This window comes from Aeromonas sp. s9 (assembly GCF_040907765.1).
In the GTDB taxonomy this organism is placed as follows: domain Bacteria; phylum Pseudomonadota; class Gammaproteobacteria; order Enterobacterales; family Aeromonadaceae; genus Aeromonas; species Aeromonas caviae.
The window spans coordinates 1-20,333 of sequence record NZ_JBFOCK010000045.1 but is presented as its reverse complement, the minus strand read 5'-3'; the positions used below and the strand labels follow the sequence as shown (position 1 = coordinate 20,333).

Below are 20,333 nucleotides of genomic sequence, written 5' to 3'. Positions count from 1 at the left end.
AGGCAAAGATGGCTTATTCGGCGACCTGGGAGACCCCGGTCAGGCGTACCTCGACCCGGCGATCCGGGGCCAGACAGGCGATCATCTGCGCCTTGGCGCCATCAGGGCAGCTGCCCCCGGTCACGGGCGAAGACTCTCCCCGCCCTTCGGCACGCACCTTGTCGGCAAACAATCCCTTGGCGATGAGATAATCCGCCACCGTGCGGGCACGCTGTTCGGAGAGGGACTGGTTGTAGGCCTCCGAGCCGATGCGGTCGGTATGACCGATCACCGTCGCCACCCCGTCTTTCGGATTGGCCGCCAGGATCTGGGCAAACAGGTTGTCGAGGGCCTGGCTGGCGGCTGGCTTCAAGGTCGCCTTGTTGAACTCGAACAGCACATCGGAATCCAGGCTGAACTGTTTCTCCACCAGCACGGGGGCCGGGGCGGGCGCAGGTTCGGGCGCAGGCGTTGGTGCCACCGGCTCTTCGCCGATCTGGCCGAAGCGATAGAGCATGCCGACCGACAGCAGGCCGTTGTCCATCTCGATGCCTGACTCGTCGAGGGAAGTCTTGCCAAGGGGGGTGGTGTACTGGTATTCGAGGCGGGCGGCCCAATCCTTGTCGATGGCGTATTCGACCCCCAGCGCCCCGACAAAGGCGGCACCATGATATTTGTTGCCCTCATGGGATTCGGAGAGGCTGCTGGTGCCATCGCTGGCCCTGACGTTGAGTGAGCTCTCGGTCCAGGCATAGGCCCCCCCGAGACGGCCGTAGATATCCAGTGCCGAGGTTGCAGGCAGGATGATCTTCATGGTGGCCTGCACCATCTGGGCCTTGGCCTCGCCATCGAGTGCGAAATCAACCCCGTTGCCCGAGTAGTGCTTGTCCACCTGATACTTGCCGAGCCAGTCATAGCCGAGCTCAATCGCCACGTTTCTGTTCACCTGATAACCGGCAAACAGCCCCAGACCGAGATCATCGCTGTTCTCGTTCACCTTGGTCGCATCAAACAGCTCTTCGACCTGAGCGTTGTAATCCACCCCGTAATAATTTGACCAGCCGGCCTTGCCGCCGACATACCAGGTGTTGTCCTGGGCGGCAGCCTGCACCGTCCCTGTTGCCATCAAAGCGCCGATCAGGACGGCGAGCATAGATCTGTTCATGGATGAGCCCCTGCAATGAATTGTTATGACGCGGCTGCGTCTCTCTTCCCTGACGGGGCCCTGAACCCAAGCCCCGCATTCAGATTATCCCATCTGCAACCAGCCTCAAACGACCAGGGACTCAGGAGTGTGATATTGGCGACATTATCGGCCACCGTGCCCCCAATCATGGGGGCCGGCGCGTTGCCCATAAAAAAACGAAGAGCCGGGCTCTTCGTTTTTCATCTGGCAAGGGGATGGCTCCCTGCTCACTGACTGCCCTGGCTCGCCAGGAACAGGCGGTAGGCGGGATCCTCGCTCACCTCTTTCCAGCCGTAGCCAATCTCGTGCAGGTAGTCGTGGAAGGCGGCCACGTCCTCGTCCGGCAGCTCGAAGGCGCAGAGCACCCGTCCGTAGTCGGCGCCGTGGTTGCGGTAGTGGAACAGGCTGATGTTCCAGCGACAGCCCAGGGTCTCGAGGAAGCGCATCAGGGCACCCGGCTGCTCCGGAAACTTGAAGCTGTAGAGGCGTTCACCGAGGGGCCGGGCCGGGCGGCCGCCAATCATGTAGCGCACGTGGTTCTTGGCCAGCTCGCTCTCGGTCATGTTGACCACCGGATAGCCGTTGCCGCCGAGCTGATCGATGATCTGGCCCAGCTCCTCGTCACCGCCGGTGAGGCGCACCGAAACGAACAGCGACGCCTGCTCGGCATCCGCATAGCGGTAGTTGAACTCGGTCACCATGCGCGGCCCCAGCTGACGACAGAAGTCGAGGAAGGCCCCCTTGCGCTCGGGGATGGTCACCGCCAGCATGCCCTCGCGCTTCTCGCCGATCTCGCAGCGCTCCGACACGTAACGCAGGCTGTGGAAGTTGACGTTGGCGCCGGACAGAATGGCCGCCATCCGCCCCCCTTTCACCTGCTCTCGCTCGCTGTAGGCCTTGAGGCCCGCCAGGGACAAGGCCCCTGACGGCTCGGCGATGGCGCGGCAGTCATCGAAGATGTCTTTCAGGGCGGCGCAGATCTGGTCGTTGGAGACGGTCACCACCTCGTCCAGATACTGGTTGCACAGCCGGAAGGTCTCCTCGCCGATGCGCTTGACCGCCACCCCGTCCGCAAACAGGGAGACCCGGTCCAGATTGACCGGCTCGCCAGCCGCCAGCGCCGCCTTGAGGCAGGCGGACCCCTCCGCCTCCACCCCGATCACCTTCACATCCGGCAGCAGCTGCTTGATGTAGACCGCCACCCCGGCGGCCAGGCCGCCGCCGCCCACCGGCACGAAGACGTGGGTGAGGTGGGTATCCTGCTCCAGCAGCTCCTTGCCGATGGTGCCCTGGCCCGCGATCACCTCGACGTCGTCGAACGGCGGGATCAGGGTGTAGCCCTCCAACTCGGCGAGTCGGCGGCTCTCGCCGTAGGCCTCATCGAAGCTGTTGCCAAACAGCATGACGTTGCCGCCCTGACGGCGCACCGCGTCGATCTTGATGTCCGGCGTGGTCTTGGGCATCACGATGATCGCCTTGATGCCGAGCTTGGCGGCCGACAGGGCGACCCCCTGGGCGTGGTTGCCGGCAGAGGCGGCGATGACGCCGCGTTCTTTCTGCTCCTGGGTCAGGGTGGCGATCTTGTGGTAGGCGCCGCGCAGCTTGAAGGAGTGAACCGGTTGCAAATCCTCCCGCTTCAGGCTGACGTGATTGCCGAGCCGCTCGGAGAGTTTCTTCAGGGTTTGCAAAGGGGTGACCCTCGCCGCCTCGTAGACGGGGGAGAGCAGTACCTTGCGTAGATAATCCGCCGCAGAGACCATGGTTTATACCCCCGTCTCGTGGCGAAGGGCGCGCAATGCGCCCATATCATGACAGTTCATTCTCTCACTCCCCCAGCAGGGTGCGATCGCGCACCGCGCCCTTGTCGGCGCTGGTGGCGAACATGGCGTAGGCGCGCAGGGCAAAGGAGACCTCGCGCTGACGATCGACCGGCTTCCAGCCACGGGCAGAGACGGCGGCGCGACGAGCAGCCAGCACGCTGTCTGCCACCTCCAGCACCATGCTGCGGGCCGGGATGTCGATGTTGATGATGTCGCCATCCTCCACCAGACCGATAGTGCCACCGGAGGCCGCCTCCGGGGAGACATGACCGATGGAGAGACCCGAGGTACCGCCGGAGAAGCGACCGTCGGTGATGAGGGCACACGCCTTGCCCAATCCCATGGACTTGAGATAGGTGGTGGGATAGAGCATCTCCTGCATGCCGGGGCCCCCTTTCGGGCCCTCGTAGCGGATCACCACCACTTCACCGGCTTTCACCGTGCCGTCCAGAATGCCGCTCACCGCGCTCTCCTGGCTCTCGAATACCCGGGCCGGGCCGCGGAAGGTGAGGTTCTCCTCGTCCACCCCGGCGGTCTTGACGATGGCCCCGTTGAGGGCGAGGTTGCCAGCGAGGACCGCCAGGCCACCTTCCTGGCTGTAGGCGTGATCGAAGGAGCGGATGCACCCCTCGGCGCGGTCCAGATCCAGCTCGGGCCAGCGGCAATCCTGACTGAACGCCTTGGTGGTACGGATGCCGGCAGGGCCTGCACGGTAGAAGTCGTGAACCCCCTTGTCATTGCTGCGGCTGACGTCATATTCGGCCAGCAGCTCCACCAGGGAAGTGCCCAGCACGTTGCGGGTATCCCCGTGCACCAGGCCCGCTTTTTCCAGCTGACCCAGGATGGCAACCACGCCGCCGGCGCGGTGCACGTCTTCCATGTGGTACTTCTGGGTGGAAGGCGCCACCTTGCACAGCTGGGGCACCTTGCGGGACATGCGGTCGATGTCGGCCATGGTGAAGTCGACGCCCGCCTCCTGGGCTGCCGCCAGCAGGTGCAGCACGGTATTGGTGGAGCCGCCCATGGCGATGTCGAGCGCCATGGCGTTCTCGAACGCCGCCTTGGTGGCGATGTTGCGCGGCAGTGCCGAGGCATCGTCCTGCTCATACCAGCGCTTGGCCAGAGTGACGATGCGCTGGCCCGCCAGCTTGAACAGCTGCTCGCGATCGGCGTGGGTCGCCAGCAGGGAGCCGTTGCCCGGCTGGGAGAGACCCAGTGCCTCGGTCAGGCAGTTCATGGAGTTGGCGGTGAACATGCCGGAGCAGGAGCCGCAGGTGGGGCAGGCGCTGCGCTCGATCTGGTCGCTCTGGGCGTCGGAGACCTTGGGGTCGGCGCCCTGGATCATGGCGTCCACCAGATCCAGCTTGATGATCTGATCCGACAGCTTGGTCTTGCCCGCTTCCATGGGGCCGCCGGAGACGAAGATCACCGGGATGTTGATGCGCAGGGCAGCCATCAGCATCCCCGGGGTGATCTTGTCGCAGTTAGAGATGCAGACCATGGCGTCGGCGCAGTGGGCGTTGACCATGTACTCCACCGAGTCGGCGATGAGTTCGCGGGACGGCAGGGAATAGAGCATGCCACCGTGGCCCATGGCGATGCCGTCATCCACGGCGATGGTGTTGAACTCCTTCGCGACCCCGCCAGCCGCCTCGATTTCGCGGGCGACCAGTTGGCCCAGATCCTTGAGGTGGACGTGGCCCGGCACGAACTGGGTGAAGGAGTTGACCACGGCGATGATGGGCTTGCCGAAATCCTGATCGGTCATGCCGGTGGCACGCCAGAGGGCGCGGGCCCCGGCCATGTTACGTCCGTGGGTGGTGGTGGCGGATCTCAACTTCGGCATTGTCTCTACTCCCTGAATGCCCCTGGGGCGCATTGTCTTTCAACATGAATGTGTGATTCGCGGATCGGGAATCGATCCTGGTGAAGGCACCTCGGGGAGCCTTCACCGGAAGCGACTCGGGGAGGCGTGACGCCTCCCCGCTATCATCAGTCGTTGACCGGCGTCAGCCAGCCCCACTTGTCTTCGGTCTTGCCGTTGAACAGGCCGAAGAAGGCGTTCTGCAACTGCTCGGTCACCGGGCCACGGCAACCGGCGCCCACTTTCATCCGATCCACCGAGCGCACCGGGGTCACCTCGGCGGCGGTGCCGGTCATGAAGATTTCGTCTGCGACGTACAGCGCTTCACGGGGCAGCGCCTGCTCGCGCACCTCGTAACCCAAGTCGCGCGCCAGCGTCATGATGGTGTCGCGGGTGATGCCGGGCAGGATGGCGGCGGTGGCGGGCGGGGTGAACAGCACGCCGTTCTTCACCAGAAACAGGTTCTCCCCCGCCCCTTCGCTCAGATAGCCGTTCACATCCAGCGCCAACCCCTCGGCGAAGCCGTTGCGCTTGGCCTCGCGGCTGATGAGCTGGGAGGAGAGATAGTTGCCCCCCGCCTTGGCACCGGTCGGGATGGTGTTGGGAGCGAGCCGGTTCCAGGAGGTGACGCACACATCCACCCCGTTTTTCAGCCCCTCTTCACCGAGGTAGGCGCCCCAAGGCAGGGCCGCGACCATGAGGTCGGCCTTGGCATCCAGCGGCGGATGCAGCCCCAGCCCCACGTTGCCGACAAAGGCCAGCGGGCGCAGGTAGCCGCTCTTCAGGCCGTTCTCGCGCACCACGGTGCGGCAGGCTTCATTCACTTCGGACTCGCTGTAGGGGACGTCCATCCAGTAGATCTTGGCGGAGTCGAACAGGCGGCGGGTGTGCTCCTGCAGGCGGAAGATGCAGGTCCCCTTGGGAGTGTCATAGGCCCGCACCCCCTCGAACACCGAGGAGCCGTAGTGCAGGGCATGGCTCATGACATGCACCTGGGCATCCTGCCAGGGGACCAGCTTGCCGTTGAACCAGATGTATTGGGGGTGGGCGGCGGATTGGGAAGGCTGTGACATTGGCTTGGCTCCTTAAGCTCTGATCCGGGGTTGCTGTTCCAGTGCATCGACCCGGGAGACATCCACCAGCTTCACCAGCTGGCTCCACAACTGCTGGATGGGACGTACCGATTCGACAGTAACCGTGATCCGCAGCTGTTGGCAATCCTGCTCCATGTTGAGGGCGCAGAGATTGAAACCGCGGTGACGGACCACCCGCAGCACCCGTTCCATCACTTCGGGTCTGGGTTGGGCATGGATTTCCAGGGTGCTGGTATTGAGCTGGTTCATGGGCGTTGCTCCATCATCTTGTGGTTGGCGACTCCTGGCGGAACCAGGGGCCAGACATTTTCTTCCTCTGAAATAGCCACATGCAGCAGATAGGCACTCTCGCTCGCCAGCAGGCGATCCAGTGCCGGACCTATCTCTTCCTTGCATGTGATGGTCTCGCCGGGAATGCCGAAGGCGGCAGCCAGGGCGACGAAATCGGGGTTGTCGGACAGATTGGTCTCGCTGTAGCGACCGTCGAAGAACAGCTCCTGCCATTGGCGCACCATGCCGAGGCGCTGGTTGTCCAGCAGCACCATCTTCACCTTGAGCCGGGCCCGGCGGATGGTGCCGAGCTCCTGCACGTTCATCATGAAGGAGCCGTCGCCGCTCACCAGCACCACCTCGTCATCGGGGCGCGACATCTTGGCGCCGATGGCGGCGGGCAGGCCGAAACCCATGGTGCCGAGGCCGGCACTGGAGAGGTGGTTGCGCGGGCTGGTGAAACGCATGTGCTGGGCCACCCACATCTGGTGCTGACCCACGTCGCAGGCCACCACGCTGGTGTCAGGCAGCTGGCTTGAAAGCTCTTTGAGCAGGGCCGGGGCGTAGATGGCCTGACCCGGATGGTCGTAGCGGAAGGCGTATTCCCGAGCCATGGTGGCGCAGTGCTCGCGCCAGGGGTCGAGGGTCAGCGTCATCGCCAGGGCGGGCAGCACACGCTTGAGATCCGTGGTGATCCCCACATCGGCGGCGCGACGCTTGCCGAACTCGGCGGCGTCCACATCCAGGTGGATCACCTTTGCCTCGGGGGCAAACTCTTCCAGCTTGCCGGTCACCCGATCATCGAAACGGGCGCCTACTACCACCAGCAGATCGCACTGCTGTACCGCCAGGTTGGCGGCCTTGGTACCGTGCATGCCGAGCATGCCCAGATAGACGGGGCTGTCGGGGTCGAGGGCACCTATCCCCTTGAGGGTGGTGACCGCCGGCATCCCCGTGGTGGCGGCAAAGTCGCGCAGCTGCTGCTCGGCATTGGCCATGCCCACCCCGCCGCCAACGTAGAGTACCGGACGCTCGGCACCGGCCAGCAGGGTACGGGCGACCGTCAGTTCGGCCGGATTCAGGGGGTCGGGTTCCTCCACGGCAAACAGCGGGCTTTGAGAGGGAACGGCGGCCAGTTGCACATCCTTGGGCAGGTCGATGAGCACGGGGCCCGGACGCCCTTCGGTGGCGATGGCGAAGGCTTCGGCAATGACCCGTCCCAGATCCGCCGGGTCCGTCACCATGAAGGAGTGCTTGGTGCAGGAGAGGGACATGCCGAGCACGTCCACTTCCTGAAAGGCATCGGTACCGACGGCGGCGCAGGGCACCTGGCCGCTGATGGCCACCAGCGGTACCGAATCGAGCAGTGCCTCCGCGAGGCCGGTGACCAGGTTGGTGGCGCCGGGGCCAGAGGTAGCGATGCAGACCCCCACCTGACCGGAAGCGCGGGCATAACCCACCGCAGCCATGGCGGCACCCTGCTCGTGGCGGCAGAGCTGATGGGCCAGGCCACCGTCATACAGGGCGTCGTAGACCGGCATGATGGCCCCGCCCGGGTAACCAAACACCTGGGTCACACCCTGTTTCTTGAGAGCCTGTACCAAAAACTGCGCGCCGTTCATGTGGAAAATCCTGTCCTTTGGTCGAAAAAAAACCCCCGGGCCGTGAGGCTCGGGGGTCGCTTGTTTCGTTCTGTCCGGTGGTGGGTCTATCCCTTGTTCCGTGCAGCCAAACGAGCCCCGAGCGGTGAGATAATAATCACCACTAGGACCACAATAATGCTGACGAAACGGGAGGCCATGTTCATAGTTACAACCGGAAATCCTGTGAAATGGGAGCGGAGCTTGCCGCGAATGGCTATTAGAACTAGCACGGTGATTTTTATTGGGCAAGCACTTTTTACCTGACAAGACTCTGATTTTGACTGCTCTGAAACCTGACAACTGGAACAAAAAACTAATAAAAAACGGTTAACCAGCATATACATCAAACCAAGGACGGTATTTATGTCATTAGCTGTTGTTTATAGCCGTGCCAGCCTGGGGATAGCGGCGCCGCAAGTCACGGTGGAGGTGCACCTCTCCAACGGCCTGCCCGCCTTCAACATGGTGGGGTTGCCGGAAACCTCGGTGAAAGAGTCGCGGGATCGGGTGCGCAGCGCCCTGCTCAACGGCAATTTCGAATTTCCGGCCAAGCACATCACGGTCAACCTGGCCCCTGCGGATCTGCCCAAGGAGGGGGGCCGCTTCGACCTGGCCATCGCCATCGGCATTCTCGCCGCATCCAAGCAGATACCCGCAAAATACCTGCTAGACCACGAATTTTTAGGGGAATTGGCCCTGACCGGCGAGATCCGCCCTGTGCTTGGGGTGCTCCCCTCGGTGCTCGCCTGCCGCGACGCAGGGCGCACCCTGCTGGTCCCACGGGAGAACGGTCCGGAGGCTTCCCTCATACAGGATGCCGAGGTGCGCACCGCCCACCAGCTGCTGGCGGTCACCGCCTGGCTGGCGGGCCAGTACGAACTGCCGCTGCCGGAACCCCAGAGCGCGGAGACCCTGCCCGACGTGCCGGATCTGCAGGACGTGATCGGTCAGTCCCAGGCGAAGCGGGCGCTGGAGATCGCCGCCGCCGGCAGCCACAACCTGCTGTTCATCGGCCCCCCCGGCACCGGCAAGAGCATGTTGGCCAGCCGTCTGCCCGGCATTCTGCCGCCGCTCAGCGAACAGGAGGCGCAGCAGACCGCCGCCATCCACTCCATCGGCGGCCTCACCCCCCGCGCCGGCCACTGGCACCACAGGCCGTATCGCACGCCCCATCACAGCGCCTCGGCGGTGGCGCTGGTGGGCGGGGGTACCCATCCCAGGCCTGGCGAAATTTCCCTCGCCCACAACGGGGTACTGTTTCTGGATGAACTGCCGGAGTTCGAGCGCAAGGTGCTCGACTCCCTTCGCGAGCCGCTGGAAACCGGGCACATTACCATCAGTCGCGCCGCCCGCCAGGTGGATTTTCCCGCCCGCTTCCAGCTGGTGGGTGCCATGAATCCCAGCCCCTGCGGCCATTATGGCGACGGCCAGACCCGCTCCAGCCCGGATCAGATCTTGCGCTATCTGGGCAAGCTCTCCGGCCCCTTTCTCGATCGGTTCGATCTGACGGTAGAGGTCCCGCTCTTGCCCAGGGGGAGCCTGACCGGCAAGGCGGAGCGGGGGGAATCGAGCCAGCAGATACGCGAACGGGTGCTGGGGGCGCGAGAGCGCATGCTGAGTCGCAGCGGAAAACTCAACAATCTGCTGGATAGTCGTGAAATCGAAGATGTTTGCAGATTATCGCCACAGGATGCCGAGTTTCTGGAGGGTGCAATCCAGAAGCTGGGGCTCAGCATCCGGGCCTGGCACCGCATCCTGCGGGTATCGCGCACCATCGCCGATCTGGCGGGACACGCCACCATCGAGAGAGCGCATCTGATCGAAGCCCTGGGCTATCGTGCCATGGACAGGCTGTTGTCACGGCTGCGCGGGGGCCAGTGAGAGGGGGAACGGCAGCAGCCACCTCCCGACCCGGAAAGGGCGCCACCATGGTCTAGTCGTGGGCCGGCTGATATTATGGCAACAGATCTGACCACTTGGTTGCCATCCACCGATACGAAGACGGATTCCACCATGCCCAACAAGCTGATAGAGCGACTGCGCGGCAGCCTCTCGACCCTGCTCTATTTCATCAACACCCTGTTCTGGTTTGTCCCCGTCCTGCTGCTTGGCCTCATCAAGCTGCTGCTGCCCTTCAAGGGGGCGCGACGTCTCTGCAACACCCTCCTGGACGGCTGCGCCACCCACTGGATAGGTTTTAACAATCTGATCCAGAAAACCATCATCAACACCCCTTTCGATGTGGTCGGAGTGGACAAAGGGCGCCGGAATGAGTGGTATATGGTGATTGCCAACCATCAATCCTGGGTCGACATACTGATACTGCAGCGGATTTTTAATCAAAAAATCCCCTTCCTGAAGTTTTTCCTCAAGAAAGAACTGATTTGGGTACCTTTTCTCGGTCTGGCATGGTGGGCACTCGACTTCCCCTTCATGCGACGTTATTCCCGCAAGTTCCTGGAAAAACACCCGCATCTGAAGGGAAAAGACATAGAGACCACGCGAAAGGCCTGTGCCAAATTCCGCCACATTCCGGTGAGCGTGATGAATTTCGTCGAGGGCACCCGCTTCACCGCCAGCAAGCACGACAAACAGGGCGCTCCCTATCGTCACCTGCTGCACCCGAGGGCGGGTGGCGTCGCCTTCACCCTGGCGGCCATGGGGGATCAGCTGCACAAACTGGTGGATGTCACCATCGCCTATCCAGGCGGCATCCCCAGCTACTGGGACTTCATGTGCGGTCGAGTCAGGGAGATCAAGGTTCGGGTCCGCTTTCTGCCGATCGAACGCAATCTGGTGGGGGATTACTTCAATGACCCCGAGTTCCAACAAGAGTTTCAGCAGTGGCTGAACGGGATCTGGTGCGAGAAAGACCAGACCCTGGGCCAGCTACTGGCGGACAAGACGCAGTAAGACACTCATGCTAAGCCTGCTCCCCGGCCCCCTGGTGCTGCTCATCAGCACCGGCCTGGCCATATTGTTTACCGCCCTGTGCGCCAGCCTGATCCTGCTGGTGTCCCTGGCCAAGCTGCTGCTCCCCGTGCCGGCCTTCGGTCGTGCCTGCAGTCGCCTCAACAACCGTTTCATGCGCCTGTGGCTCGGCTGCAACGCCCTGGTGATCCGTCTCACCACCCGCATCGACTGGCAGGTGGAGGACGACACCCGGCTACGCAAGGATGGCTGGTATCTCATCATCAGCAACCACCTGAGCTGGACCGACATCGTCGTGCTGGGCCATCTCTTCCGCGACCGGCTGCCGGTGCCCAAGTTCTTCATGAAGCACGAGCTCATCTACATCCCGCTGCTGGGGCTCGCCTGCTGGGGGCTGGACATGCCCTTTATGCGCCGCTATTCGAGAGAGTTTCTGCTGCGCAATCCGCACCTGCGGGGCAAGGACATCGAGACCACCCGCAACGCCTGCGAGAAGTTTCGCCACATCCCCACCACCGTCATCAACTTCGTGGAGGGGACCCGCTTCACCGAACAGAAGCGTGACGCCTCCCGCTCCCGCTTTCGCCACCTGATGCCGCCCAAGGCGGCCGGGCTCGCCTTCACCCTGGCGGCCATGGGCGATCAGTTCGACAGCCTGATCAACGTCACCATCAGCTACCCGGACAACACCGAGACCCCCTTCAAGGACTTCCTGATGGGGCGGATGAAGCGCATCCGGGTGCGGATCGAGGAGCTGCCGGTGGACGAGCAACTGGTAGGGGATTACTTCAACGACAAGCAGTTCAAGCGCGGCTTCCAGGAGTGGCTGAACCAGCGCTGGCAGGAGAAGGACGAAATACTGGAAGGCTGGCAGCGGGCTCAGGCGCCCATCCCATTGACCGCCAAGGAGAGCGCCGACGCCAGTTCGGGCAGCTGATCCTCGCTGAACACGGCGATGCCGTGGCGGCGCAGCAGGGCGGTGGTCTTGCCCTCGCCCGCCACCGAGACCCCTTCGAAGCGGCCGTTGTAGATACGGCCGCTGCCGCAGGAGGGGCTCCCCTCTTTCAGCAGGGCGAAGCGAATGCCCTGCTGCTGGCAGAGCGCCAGCGCCAGGGCGGCGCCGCGATCGAACTCGGTCGTCACATCCAGCCCGCTTTCGGTGACTACAGACTCACCCTGCCGCTCGGCGGGTGGTCGCGGGGTCGGCAGCCCCCCCGCCACCTCGGGACAGAAGGCCAGCACCCGCCCCTCGGCGCCCAACTCGGCCAGCCAGTCGCTGATGATGCCCTTGCTGCGGCCGTCGTAGCGCACCGGCTGGCCCAGTAGACAGGAGCTGACTAAGATTTTTTCCTTCACACCTGTGCCTTATGAATTTTATTAAAGCCAACCCACCCGGTACTTTTTGCTGTTTCAACAATGAAATCCATATCTATTAGATCGCCATCGGGCAGTAGCTCTTCACTAATTTCTATAGAGCCATAAAAGCACTGTTCATGGTCTGCCCATCCGACAGCAGCAAGAGTGTAAACTTGCATTCCTTCATGCAAACGAAGCCCTGAAAATGGTGCGAAAGGCAAGTTAAGCTCTTTGGAACCACTGCAAAAACAGGTCTTATCTACATCCCGCACAATTAATGAAAGCTTCACTTTGTAATTCATAGCAATAGCGCTCTCTTCATGCCTCAGCCCCGTTCATCACCTGATCGAACATCACGCAGCAGGGGCTCTCCAGCCGGTAGAGAATGGCGGGCCGCTGCTTGCCGGTACGCTTGCGGCCGGTGTCCGTCAGGATGTCGGCCCGGTGGATCCGCTTGCGAAACGCCGCCGTGTTCATGGGGGTCTGCAGGATGATCTCGAAGGCGCGCTGCACCTCGGAGAGGGTGAACTCCGACCTCAGCAGGTGCAGCGGCAAGGTGCTGTAACGGCTCTTGATGCGCAGCCGCTCCAGCCCCATGGCGATGAGCTGGGAATGGTCGAAGGCGAGTTGCAGGTTGGGCAGGTCATCCAGAGGGTGCCAGCAGCCGCGCACGGCGCCGGCCTCGGGCTCCGCCAGGCACAGGTAGACGAGGGTGGTGGACCAACCCCGGGGATCCCGCTCCAGGTTGCCGAGGGTGCAGACCTGCTCGCTGTAGCACTGCGCCAGCCCCCACTGCGCCAGCAGGCGGTGGCGGGCGGCATCCAGATCCCGATCCCGGGTCTCGTCGATGCGCAGGGCCGGCAGCTGCCAGCAGTGGGCAAAGGGGGGGCGATCCCGGGTTTCGAGGAGCAGTTCGAGCCGCTCCTCGCGCAACCGCAGCACCACCATATCCAGACTCATTCTCGGCATCCTGGTCGACCTGCTCGCCTTCTAATAATGTTTGGTAGATAATATCACAAGAATATTATGTGCAGGAGTCACCCATGGGAACCATCGCCAGCCTGGATATTGATGCGCAGAAGGGGTTTACTCCGCTCTGTCCGAACGAGCTGCCCGTCGCAGGCGGGGATGATATTGTGGCGGCGCTCAACGCCCAGGCCGCCCTCGCCACCCTGCGAGTCGGCAGCAAGGACGCCCACCCCGCGAACGCTGCCTGGGTCGTGAGCGAGCCGGCCGCCATGCTGCAACCGCTGGATCTGCCCAACGCCGACCTCACCTGGCCGGCCCATTGCGTGCCGGGCACCCCTGGCTTCGAGCTGCTCGACGGCCTGCCCGCCCCCATCGACTACGACTTCTTCGTCTGGAAGGGGGTCGAGCCGGATCTGCACCCCTATGGCGCCTGCTACCACGACCTCGCCGAGCGTCGCAGCACCGGGCTCATCGAGTTCCTGCAGGCCCGCGGCGTCGCGACCGTGCTGGTCGGCGGCCTCGCCACCGACTACTGCGTCAAGACCAGCGTGCTGCAACTGCTCCGCGCCGGCTTCCGGGTCATCGTCCACCTCGATGCCTGCCGCGGCATCGCCCCCGAGACGATCGCCCAGGCCCGTGCCCAGATGATCGAGGCCGGCGCCGAGCTGGCCCAGACCCTAGCCGATGTACAACGCCTGCTGGACGCCTGATATGCCCCCGATCCTCAACAGCCTGCTCGACACCGATGCCTACAAGCTGCACATGCAGCAGGCTGTGTTCCATCGCTACCCGGATGCCGAGGTGGTGGCCGAATTCCACAGCCGCAACGAAGAGGATCTGCTGCCCATGATGGGCGAGATCGAGGAGCAGCTGCGCCTCGCCGGCTCCCTGCGGCTGACCCGACCCGAGCTCGATTTTCTGGCCGAGCGCCCCTTCTTCACCCCGGATTATCTGGATCACCTGCGCCGCAAGCCGCTGGATGCCTCCCTGCTCAAGGTGTTCGAGCAGGATGGCCGCATCAATGTGCGGGTCGAAGGGCCCTGGCAGGACGTCATCCTGTGGGAGATCCCGGTGCTCGCCATCATCAGCGAGATGCGCAACCGCTTCCGCTACCCCCAGTTCGGCGTCAGCCAGGCACTGGAGCGGCTCGACCAGAAGATCGACAAGCTGGAACGGGAGCTGAGCCGGGAGGAGATGACCGAGTTCAACCTCATCGACTTCGGCACCCGCCGCCGCTTCTCCCATGCGGTGCAGGATGCCGTGGTGGGCCGCCTCCAGGATCGGCTGCCGGCGTTTCGCGGCACCAGCAACTACCAGCTGGCCCAGAAATACCGGCTGCCGGCGGTGGGCACCCAGGCCCACGAGTGGTTCCAGGCTCACCAGCAACTCGGCTTCCCGCTGGAACTCAGCCAGCGCGCGGCCCTCACCAGCTGGCTGGACGAGTTCACCAACCACCTCGGCATCGCCCTGACCGACTGCATCACCATGGATGCCTTCCTGCGCGACTTCGACTTCGAGCTGGCGAGCCGATATCAGGGGTTGCGCCACGACTCCGGTGACCCCGTGGTCTGGGGCGAGAAGGCCATCAGCCACTACCAGCGCCTCGGTATCGATCCCGCCACCAAGACGCTGGTCTTCTCCGACGGCCTCGACCTCGACAAGGCAGTCCGGCTGTTCCGCCACTTCAGTGGTCGCATCAACACCAGCTTCGGCATCGGCACCAAGCTCACCTGCGATCTGCCAGGCGTCACCCCGATGAACATCGTCTTCAAGCTGATGGAGTGCAACGGCGGCCCGGTCGCCAAGATCTCCGACAGCCCGGGCAAGACCCTGTGCCGGGACGCGGACTTCATCCGCAACCTCAAGCAGGCCTTCCACGTCGGGGTATAAGACGCCTTTTTGAGTGTCCCATCTTGCGCACTGCGCCGATGGCCCCCTACCATGACTCACCTGAAAGGTCCGGCCCCCGTCGGACCTTTCGCTTGTTCGAACGCCAGACCACAAGGAACCACTCATGACCTCCAGATGGATATTCGCCCTCACCACCCTGCTCGCCAGCCTGAGCGCCGTCGCCGCCGAACCGCTGCGGGTCTCCGCCATCCCGGACGAAGCCCCCACCGAGCTGCAGCGCAAGTTTGCCCCCCTGGGTGACTACCTGGCCGAGAAAACAGGCCGCGAGGTGGTGTTCGTGCCGGTCAACGACTACGCCGCCGTGGTCGAGGCGCTGGCCGCCGGCAAGCTGGACATGGCCTGGCTCGGGGGCTTCACCTATGTGCAGGCACACCGCCGTGCCGACAAGGTGGTACCCCTGGTGCAGCGTCAGGAAGATGCCCAGTTCACCTCCAAGTTCATCGCCAATGCCGACAGCGGCATCAAGACCCTGGCCGACACCAAGGGCAAGGACTTCGCGTTCGGCTCCCCCTCCTCCACCTCCGGTCACCTGATGCCACGCCACTTCCTGGCCGAGCAGGGCATCAACCCGGAACGTGACTTCGCCCACGTCGCCTTCTCCGGCGCCCACGACGCCACCGTCGCCTGGGTCGCCTCCGGCAAGGTGCCGGCCGGTGCGCTCAACGCCTCCGTGTGGGAGAAACTGGTGGAAGAGGGCAAGGTCGACACCACCAAGGTCAAGGTGATCTGGACCACCCCGACCTACTTTGACTACAACTGGACAGTACGCGGTGATATGGATCCGGCCCTGCAAGAGAAGATCAAGCAAGCCTTCCTCAGCCTGGATCCGGCGGTGCCCGCCCAGGCCGAGATCCTCAAGCTGCAACGCGCTACCCGCTTCATCGAGACCAAGCCCGAGAATTACCTGGGCATCGAAGCCGCCGCCACCCAGGCCGGCCTGCTGAAGTGATCGCCGTCGCGCTGGACGGGGAAGGATTGCGGCTCGGCCAGAGCCGCATCCTGCAGCCGTTCAACCTGCAGATAACGGCAGGCGAGTGCGTGGCCATCATAGGGCCGAGCGGCGCGGGCAAGACCAGCCTGCTGCGGCTGCTCGGCACCGAGCTGCGCGGCGAAGGCAGGCTCACCCTCTGGGACCAGGATCCCTGGACCCTCTCCACCCGGGACCGCCAGCGGCTGCGCAGCCGGATCGGCATGGTCTGGCAGCAACCGCCGCTGCCCGCCTCCCAGCAGGTGGTGACCGCCGTGCTGGCCGGCCGGCTCGGTCAGTGGTCCCTCGGCCGTTCCTTACTCTCCCTGCTGCGCCCCTGCGACCCCGAAGGCGCGCTAGCCGAGCTGGCGCGCCTCGGCCTCGCCGACAAGTGGCAACAGCGCTGCGGCGAGCTCTCCGGTGGCCAGTTGCAGCGGGTCGGCATCGCACGGGTGCTCTATCAGCAGCCGGATCTGATCCTGGCGGACGAGCCCGTCTCCGCCCTCGATCCCGTGCTCGCCCAAGGCAGCCTGGATGCCCTGCTGGCACAGGCCCGCGCCCGGGGCAGCACACTCATCGCCAACCTGCATGCGGTCGAGCTGGCGCTCGGCCGTTTCCCCCGCATCATCGGCCTGCGGGAGGGGCGAGTGCTGTTCGACTGTCCGGCGGCGGCCGTCACCCCGGCCATGCTGGCCGAGCTCTACGCCGGTGATGACGAGGCGGCGGCGTGTTCAATTTGACTAGCCGCTGGCGCCATCCCCTGCCCTGGTTGCTGCTGCTCATCGGCTACAGCCTGTGGCAACAGGCCGACGGCTGGCTCGGCCTGTTCGACGGCCAGAGCTGGCGGCAGATGGGCAACTTCCTCGCCACCAGCTGGCCGCCCCGCATGGATCGGGACTTCCTCGTCCTGACCCTGACCGCGACCCTGGAGAGTCTGGCGGTGGCGACATTGGGACTGGCGGGCGCCCTGCTGCTCGGCGTGCCGTTCGCCCTGCTCGGCTCCCGCGCCCTGTCGCTGGCCGAACTGGGGCCGGTGCCCAGCCCGCTGCGCGGCGCCTTGCGGGCCCTCTCGCGCCTCGTCGCCATCGTGCTGCGCAGCCTGCCCGAGCTCATCTGGGCGCTGCTGTTCGTGCGTCTGTCGGGGCTCGGGCCGCTCGCCGCCATCCTGGCCATCGCCGTCAGCTACGGCGGCATGCTGGCCAAGGTCTACAACGAGATCATGGAGAGCGGTGCCCTGCAACCGGCCCGCGCCCTGCTGCTGGGCGGTAGCGGCCGGCTGCAGGCGCTCTGGTACGGCGTGCTGCCTGCGGTGCGTCAGGAACTGCTCTCCTACACCGTCTACCGCTGGGAGTGCGCCCTGCGCGCCTCCGTCATCATGGGCTTCGTCGGCGCCGGCGGGCTCGGTCAGCAGCTCGAACTCTCCCTGCGCATGTTTGCCGGTGGCGAGGTGGTGACCCTGCTGCTGGCCTTCATCCTGCTGGTGACGCTCGCGGATGGCCTCAGCGCCTGGCTGCGCCACAGCCGCTCCCCCGGCCTGCTGTTGCTGATCTGCCTGGGGCTGGCCGCTGTCCTCGCGCTGTATCAGCTCGACTGGCGCATGCTGAGCTTCTCACTGGGGGGCCTGGGCACCTTCCTGGGGGAGTTTTTGCGACCGGACTGGTCATGGCCCTTCCTCAAGACAGTGGCTATGGGCCTGCTCGATACGGTGCAGATGGCGCTGCTAAGCACCCTCTTCAGCGCCCTGCTGGCCCTGCCGCTGGCCTGCCTCGCGCGCCACTGCTGGCCGCTGCGGCTGCTGTTCAACCTGCTGCGCTCCGTGCCCGAACTCATCTTCGCCAGCCTGCTGGTGATCGCGGTCGGACTGGGGCCGGTGGCGGGCATACTGGCGCTGACCCTGCACACCACCGGGGTGCTGGCGCGGTTGTTCGTGGAGACCCTGGAGAACGCGGATCCCGCCCCTCGCCTCGCCTTGCAGCTGAGCGGGGCCGGCCCTACGGCCTGCTTCTGGTACGGGGTGTTCCCCCTGGTGGCGCGCCAGTGGCTGGCCTACAGCCTCTATCGCGGCGAGATGAACCTGAGGGCCGCCACCATACTCGGCGTGGTTGGCGCCGGCGGCCTGGGACAGCAGCTCTATGTCTCGCTCAGCCTGTTCCGCTACGACCAGACCGCCACCCTGCTGCTGGCCATACTGCTGCTGGTCTGGCTGGCGGAGGCCCTCAGCCGCCGCACCCGTTTGCCTCGCCCGGCCCCCAGCCAGCGGGATTGCCAGATCTGAGGCCCGCCTTGCATGGCCCTGATAAACAAAAAGCCCGCCGGTTTGCACCGGCGGGCTTTTTTTCACGAGGTCAGTCTGGATCAGTCTTTCTTCGCCAGCAGGAATTGCACCAGCTGGTTGAACTGTTCCTGGGAGGTGATGGATTCGATTTTCACCATGTACTTGCCGTTCACCAGGAAGGCCGGCACGCCGCGCACGTTGTAGCTCTCGGTGTTGCGGTCGAACTGGGAGACCATGCCGGAGACGGCGAAGCTGTCGACAGCACCGTCGAACTCCTCGGCCGGCACGCCGTTGTCCACGAAGATCTGCTTCACGTCACCACGGCTCTGGGGGATCTGGCGCTGGGTGTGGATCTTGTCGAAGATGGCCGGGGTCAGCTTGCCTTCCACGTTCAGCAGATTGGCGACGGCGTAGGCACGCTGCATCTCGGGACCCATTTCACGGCCCAGGAAGGCCACCGGGTTCTTCTTCATCGGCACGCCTTCCGGCAGGCTCTTCTTCAGATCCTCGGCAATCGGCTCGAACTTGGCGCAGTGCGGGCAGAAATAGGAGAAGAACTCCATCACTTCCGGCTGGGCGCTGCCGGTCTGGCTGACCACGTCATAGTTGACACCTTCCTTGAATTGCGGGGCGGCGTGAACCATGGGGATCATCAGCATGGCAGCGAGGAAAAATAGTACTTTTTTCATGACGTTTCCTGTTAAGGGATCACTGTGAGGCACGCCCGGCGAACCGAAGCAGTCCAAGCCTATTGCCTCACCCTCGTGCCGTCAATGGCAAAGGCAGACAGGCGGGACCGCCATCCCGCCTCCCACGGGCACCTTGCCGCTGTGGCAATGGTGCGGGCGACACCACCAACGGACGCCCCGTGGCGTGGCGATCTGCCGGGTTCACGCCCCTACCACTGCGGCATCAGGCTGAGCGGCGGGGCCTTCAATGCCTCGAGCTGATCATGCAGGGTCGCAATCTGCTGGCGCCAGTAGTGTTCGGTGTTGAACCAGGAGAAGTGGCGGGGGAAGGCGGGATCTTCCCAGCGTCTTGCCAGCCAGGCCATGTAGTGGACGATGCGCATGGCACGCAGCGGCTCGATGAGCGCCAGCTCCCGCGGGTCGAACTCCATGAACTCCTCATACCCCGCCAGCAGGGTATCGAGCTGGATCTGCTGCTCATGACGCTCCCCGTTCAGCATCATCCAGAGATCCTGGATGGCGGGGCCGGTGCGGCAATCGTCGAGGTCGACAAACAGGGGGCCGTCACGCCACAGAATGTTGCCCGGGTGGCAGTCCCCATGCAGGGAGATGCGCGCCACATCCAGGGTCATGGCGTCGCATACGTGCCGGATCAGCTCGTCCAGCACCCCGAAGAAGGACTTGGCCAGCCCGCTCGGCAACCACTCGCCTGCCGCCAGCAACTGACGCGGCTCGTGCAGCATGCTCTCCACATCCAGCGGAACCCGGTGATGAAAGGTTCATCGCGGCTTTCCGGGGAAGGCCGCCTTGATTTTCAGAAAAAAGTATTCTGAGTCCCTAAATCCATATGCCATGCGCTTTATCACTTTGATCTTGTTGTTCACCCCTTCCAGCACACTCGTGTGCATCGGGTAGTTTGCACTCGCCAGGATCCCCCGCATATATTTCGATAAATTTCGACCAAATCGTTGCAGCGGCGCTAGCCCGCTTTCCTTCACCTGCCGCATCCAGCTCCGCCATCGTCGCCATCCTTCCCACACGCTCGGCGCATACCAGATGCCCTTCAACGCCTCTTTCAGCACGTACACCATCGCCAGCGGTTGATTCGCCGCCAACAGCTCCTGCAACTTCACATCCTGTTTTTCACTCAGCTTCGTCCGATTACGTAGCAGCAACCAACGCGCACTTTTGACCACTTTTCGCGCCGGTTTATCGCTTTTCAGTGCATTCGCCTGCTCCACTCGCACCCGGTCCACCACCTCTCGGCCATAGCGAGCCACCACGTGGAACAGGTCGTAGACCACCTCCGCCTGCGGGCAGTGTTGCTTCACCTCCAGGTCGAACGCCGTGTTCATGTCCATCGCCACCGCCTCAATCTG

The 20,333-nt window shown here is 64.0% G+C and carries 18 protein-coding genes and 2 pseudogenes; 8 read left to right on the top strand and 12 right to left on the bottom strand.

Features of this window, described 5'->3' with window-relative positions:
* Positions 1 to 13: 13 nt before the first annotated feature.
* The 6 genes from ompA to ilvG all read right to left on the bottom strand — a co-directional run bounded on the left by ompA (position 14) and on the right by ilvG (position 7,835).
* Entirely contained in the window at positions 14 to 1,144 is a 1,131-nt protein-coding gene (gene ompA, locus AB5Y54_RS08970) for a porin OmpA (protein ID WP_104452107.1), read from the bottom strand.
* A gap of 248 nt (positions 1,145 to 1,392) precedes the next feature.
* On the bottom strand, positions 1,393 to 2,925 hold the full coding sequence (ilvA, locus tag AB5Y54_RS08965) for a threonine ammonia-lyase, biosynthetic (RefSeq protein WP_010676083.1): 1,533 nt from the start codon (positions 2,923 to 2,925) through the stop codon (positions 1,393 to 1,395).
* Between the two features lie 64 nt (positions 2,926 to 2,989).
* The gene (gene ilvD, locus AB5Y54_RS08960; protein ID WP_043153414.1) at positions 2,990 to 4,831 is read right to left on the bottom strand and encodes a dihydroxy-acid dehydratase; all 1,842 of its coding nucleotides are present in this window, start codon (positions 4,829 to 4,831) and stop codon (positions 2,990 to 2,992) included.
* 146 nt (positions 4,832 to 4,977) lie between these two features.
* On the bottom strand, positions 4,978 to 5,922 hold the full coding sequence (locus AB5Y54_RS08955) for a branched-chain amino acid transaminase (RefSeq protein WP_039039680.1): 945 nt from the start codon (positions 5,920 to 5,922) through the stop codon (positions 4,978 to 4,980).
* A gap of 12 nt (positions 5,923 to 5,934) precedes the next feature.
* A complete protein-coding gene (gene ilvM, locus AB5Y54_RS08950; RefSeq protein ID WP_010676086.1) occupies positions 5,935 to 6,192 on the bottom strand; it encodes an acetolactate synthase 2 small subunit in 258 nt (85 codons plus the stop codon).
* A complete protein-coding gene (ilvG, locus tag AB5Y54_RS08945) occupies positions 6,189 to 7,835 on the bottom strand; it encodes an acetolactate synthase 2 catalytic subunit (protein WP_041211990.1) in 1,647 nt (548 codons plus the stop codon). The genes ilvM and ilvG overlap by 4 nt, the downstream gene beginning before the upstream one ends.
* A 384-nt stretch (positions 7,836 to 8,219) precedes the next feature.
* On the opposite strand from ilvG, the gene AB5Y54_RS08940 reads away from it, so the two are divergent.
* From AB5Y54_RS08940 to AB5Y54_RS08930, 3 genes are all read left to right on the top strand, one after another.
* Positions 8,220 to 9,737 carry a YifB family Mg chelatase-like AAA ATPase gene (locus tag AB5Y54_RS08940; RefSeq protein ID WP_052815775.1) on the top strand — a complete coding sequence of 506 codons (1,518 nt, stop codon included), beginning with the start codon at positions 8,220 to 8,222 and terminating at the stop codon, positions 9,735 to 9,737.
* A 132-nt stretch (positions 9,738 to 9,869) separates the two neighbouring features.
* The gene (locus AB5Y54_RS08935) at positions 9,870 to 10,769 is read left to right on the top strand and encodes an acyltransferase (protein ID WP_104454974.1); all 900 of its coding nucleotides are present in this window, start codon (positions 9,870 to 9,872) and stop codon (positions 10,767 to 10,769) included.
* 7 nt (positions 10,770 to 10,776) lie between these two features.
* Positions 10,777 to 11,724, top strand: coding sequence for an acyltransferase (locus tag AB5Y54_RS08930; protein WP_052815773.1), 948 nt, complete (start codon positions 10,777 to 10,779; stop codon positions 11,722 to 11,724).
* Here AB5Y54_RS08930 and AB5Y54_RS08925 read toward each other — a convergent pair.
* From AB5Y54_RS08925 to AB5Y54_RS08915, 3 genes are read right to left on the bottom strand one after another with little or no spacing between them, the layout of a single operon-like run.
* Entirely contained in the window at positions 11,667 to 12,143 is a 477-nt protein-coding gene (locus AB5Y54_RS08925; protein WP_104454975.1) for a DUF523 domain-containing protein, read from the bottom strand. The genes AB5Y54_RS08930 and AB5Y54_RS08925 overlap by 58 nt on opposite strands.
* Positions 12,140 to 12,445, bottom strand: a complete 306-nt coding sequence (locus AB5Y54_RS08920) for a hypothetical protein (protein ID WP_143236902.1) — start codon at positions 12,443 to 12,445, stop codon at positions 12,140 to 12,142. Before AB5Y54_RS08920 ends, AB5Y54_RS08925 begins: the two co-directional genes overlap by 4 nt.
* A 16-nt stretch (positions 12,446 to 12,461) precedes the next feature.
* The gene (locus AB5Y54_RS08915; protein WP_368153461.1) at positions 12,462 to 13,112 is read right to left on the bottom strand and encodes a DNA mismatch repair protein MutT; all 651 of its coding nucleotides are present in this window, start codon (positions 13,110 to 13,112) and stop codon (positions 12,462 to 12,464) included.
* A 74-nt stretch (positions 13,113 to 13,186) separates the two neighbouring features.
* On the opposite strand from AB5Y54_RS08915, the gene AB5Y54_RS08910 reads away from it, so the two are divergent.
* From AB5Y54_RS08910 to phnE, 5 genes are all read left to right on the top strand, one after another.
* A complete protein-coding gene (locus AB5Y54_RS08910; protein ID WP_043153394.1) occupies positions 13,187 to 13,822 on the top strand; it encodes a nicotinamidase in 636 nt (211 codons plus the stop codon).
* A gap of 1 nt (position 13,823) precedes the next feature.
* Positions 13,824 to 15,002, top strand: coding sequence for a nicotinate phosphoribosyltransferase (gene pncB / locus AB5Y54_RS08905; RefSeq protein ID WP_104452104.1), 1,179 nt, complete (start codon positions 13,824 to 13,826; stop codon positions 15,000 to 15,002).
* Positions 15,003 to 15,126: 124 nt separating this feature from the next.
* Positions 15,127 to 15,972 (top strand): putative selenate ABC transporter substrate-binding protein, encoded by an 846-nt coding sequence (locus AB5Y54_RS08900; RefSeq protein WP_043153390.1) that lies wholly within the window; start codon positions 15,127 to 15,129, stop codon positions 15,970 to 15,972.
* Entirely contained in the window at positions 15,969 to 16,730 is a 762-nt protein-coding gene (locus AB5Y54_RS08895) for a phosphonate ABC transporter ATP-binding protein (protein ID WP_043153387.1), read from the top strand. The genes AB5Y54_RS08900 and AB5Y54_RS08895 overlap by 4 nt, the downstream gene beginning before the upstream one ends.
* Positions 16,718 to 18,265, top strand: a complete 1,548-nt coding sequence (gene phnE / locus AB5Y54_RS08890; RefSeq protein ID WP_109112443.1) for a phosphonate ABC transporter, permease protein PhnE — start codon at positions 16,718 to 16,720, stop codon at positions 18,263 to 18,265. Before AB5Y54_RS08895 ends, phnE begins: the two co-directional genes overlap by 13 nt.
* Positions 18,266 to 18,345: 80 nt before the next feature.
* Here the strand turns inward: phnE and AB5Y54_RS08885 are convergent, their stop codons facing one another.
* The 3 genes and pseudogenes from AB5Y54_RS08885 to AB5Y54_RS08875 all read right to left on the bottom strand — a co-directional run.
* The gene (locus AB5Y54_RS08885; protein WP_053287991.1) at positions 18,346 to 18,954 is read right to left on the bottom strand and encodes a thiol:disulfide interchange protein DsbA/DsbL; all 609 of its coding nucleotides are present in this window, start codon (positions 18,952 to 18,954) and stop codon (positions 18,346 to 18,348) included.
* A 209-nt stretch (positions 18,955 to 19,163) separates the two neighbouring features.
* Positions 19,164 to 19,730: pseudogene (locus AB5Y54_RS08880) on the bottom strand (serine/threonine protein kinase); the annotation flags it as partial.
* Positions 19,731 to 19,733: 3 nt separating this feature from the next.
* Positions 19,734 to 20,333: pseudogene (locus AB5Y54_RS08875) on the bottom strand (ISL3-like element ISAeme19 family transposase); the annotation flags it as partial.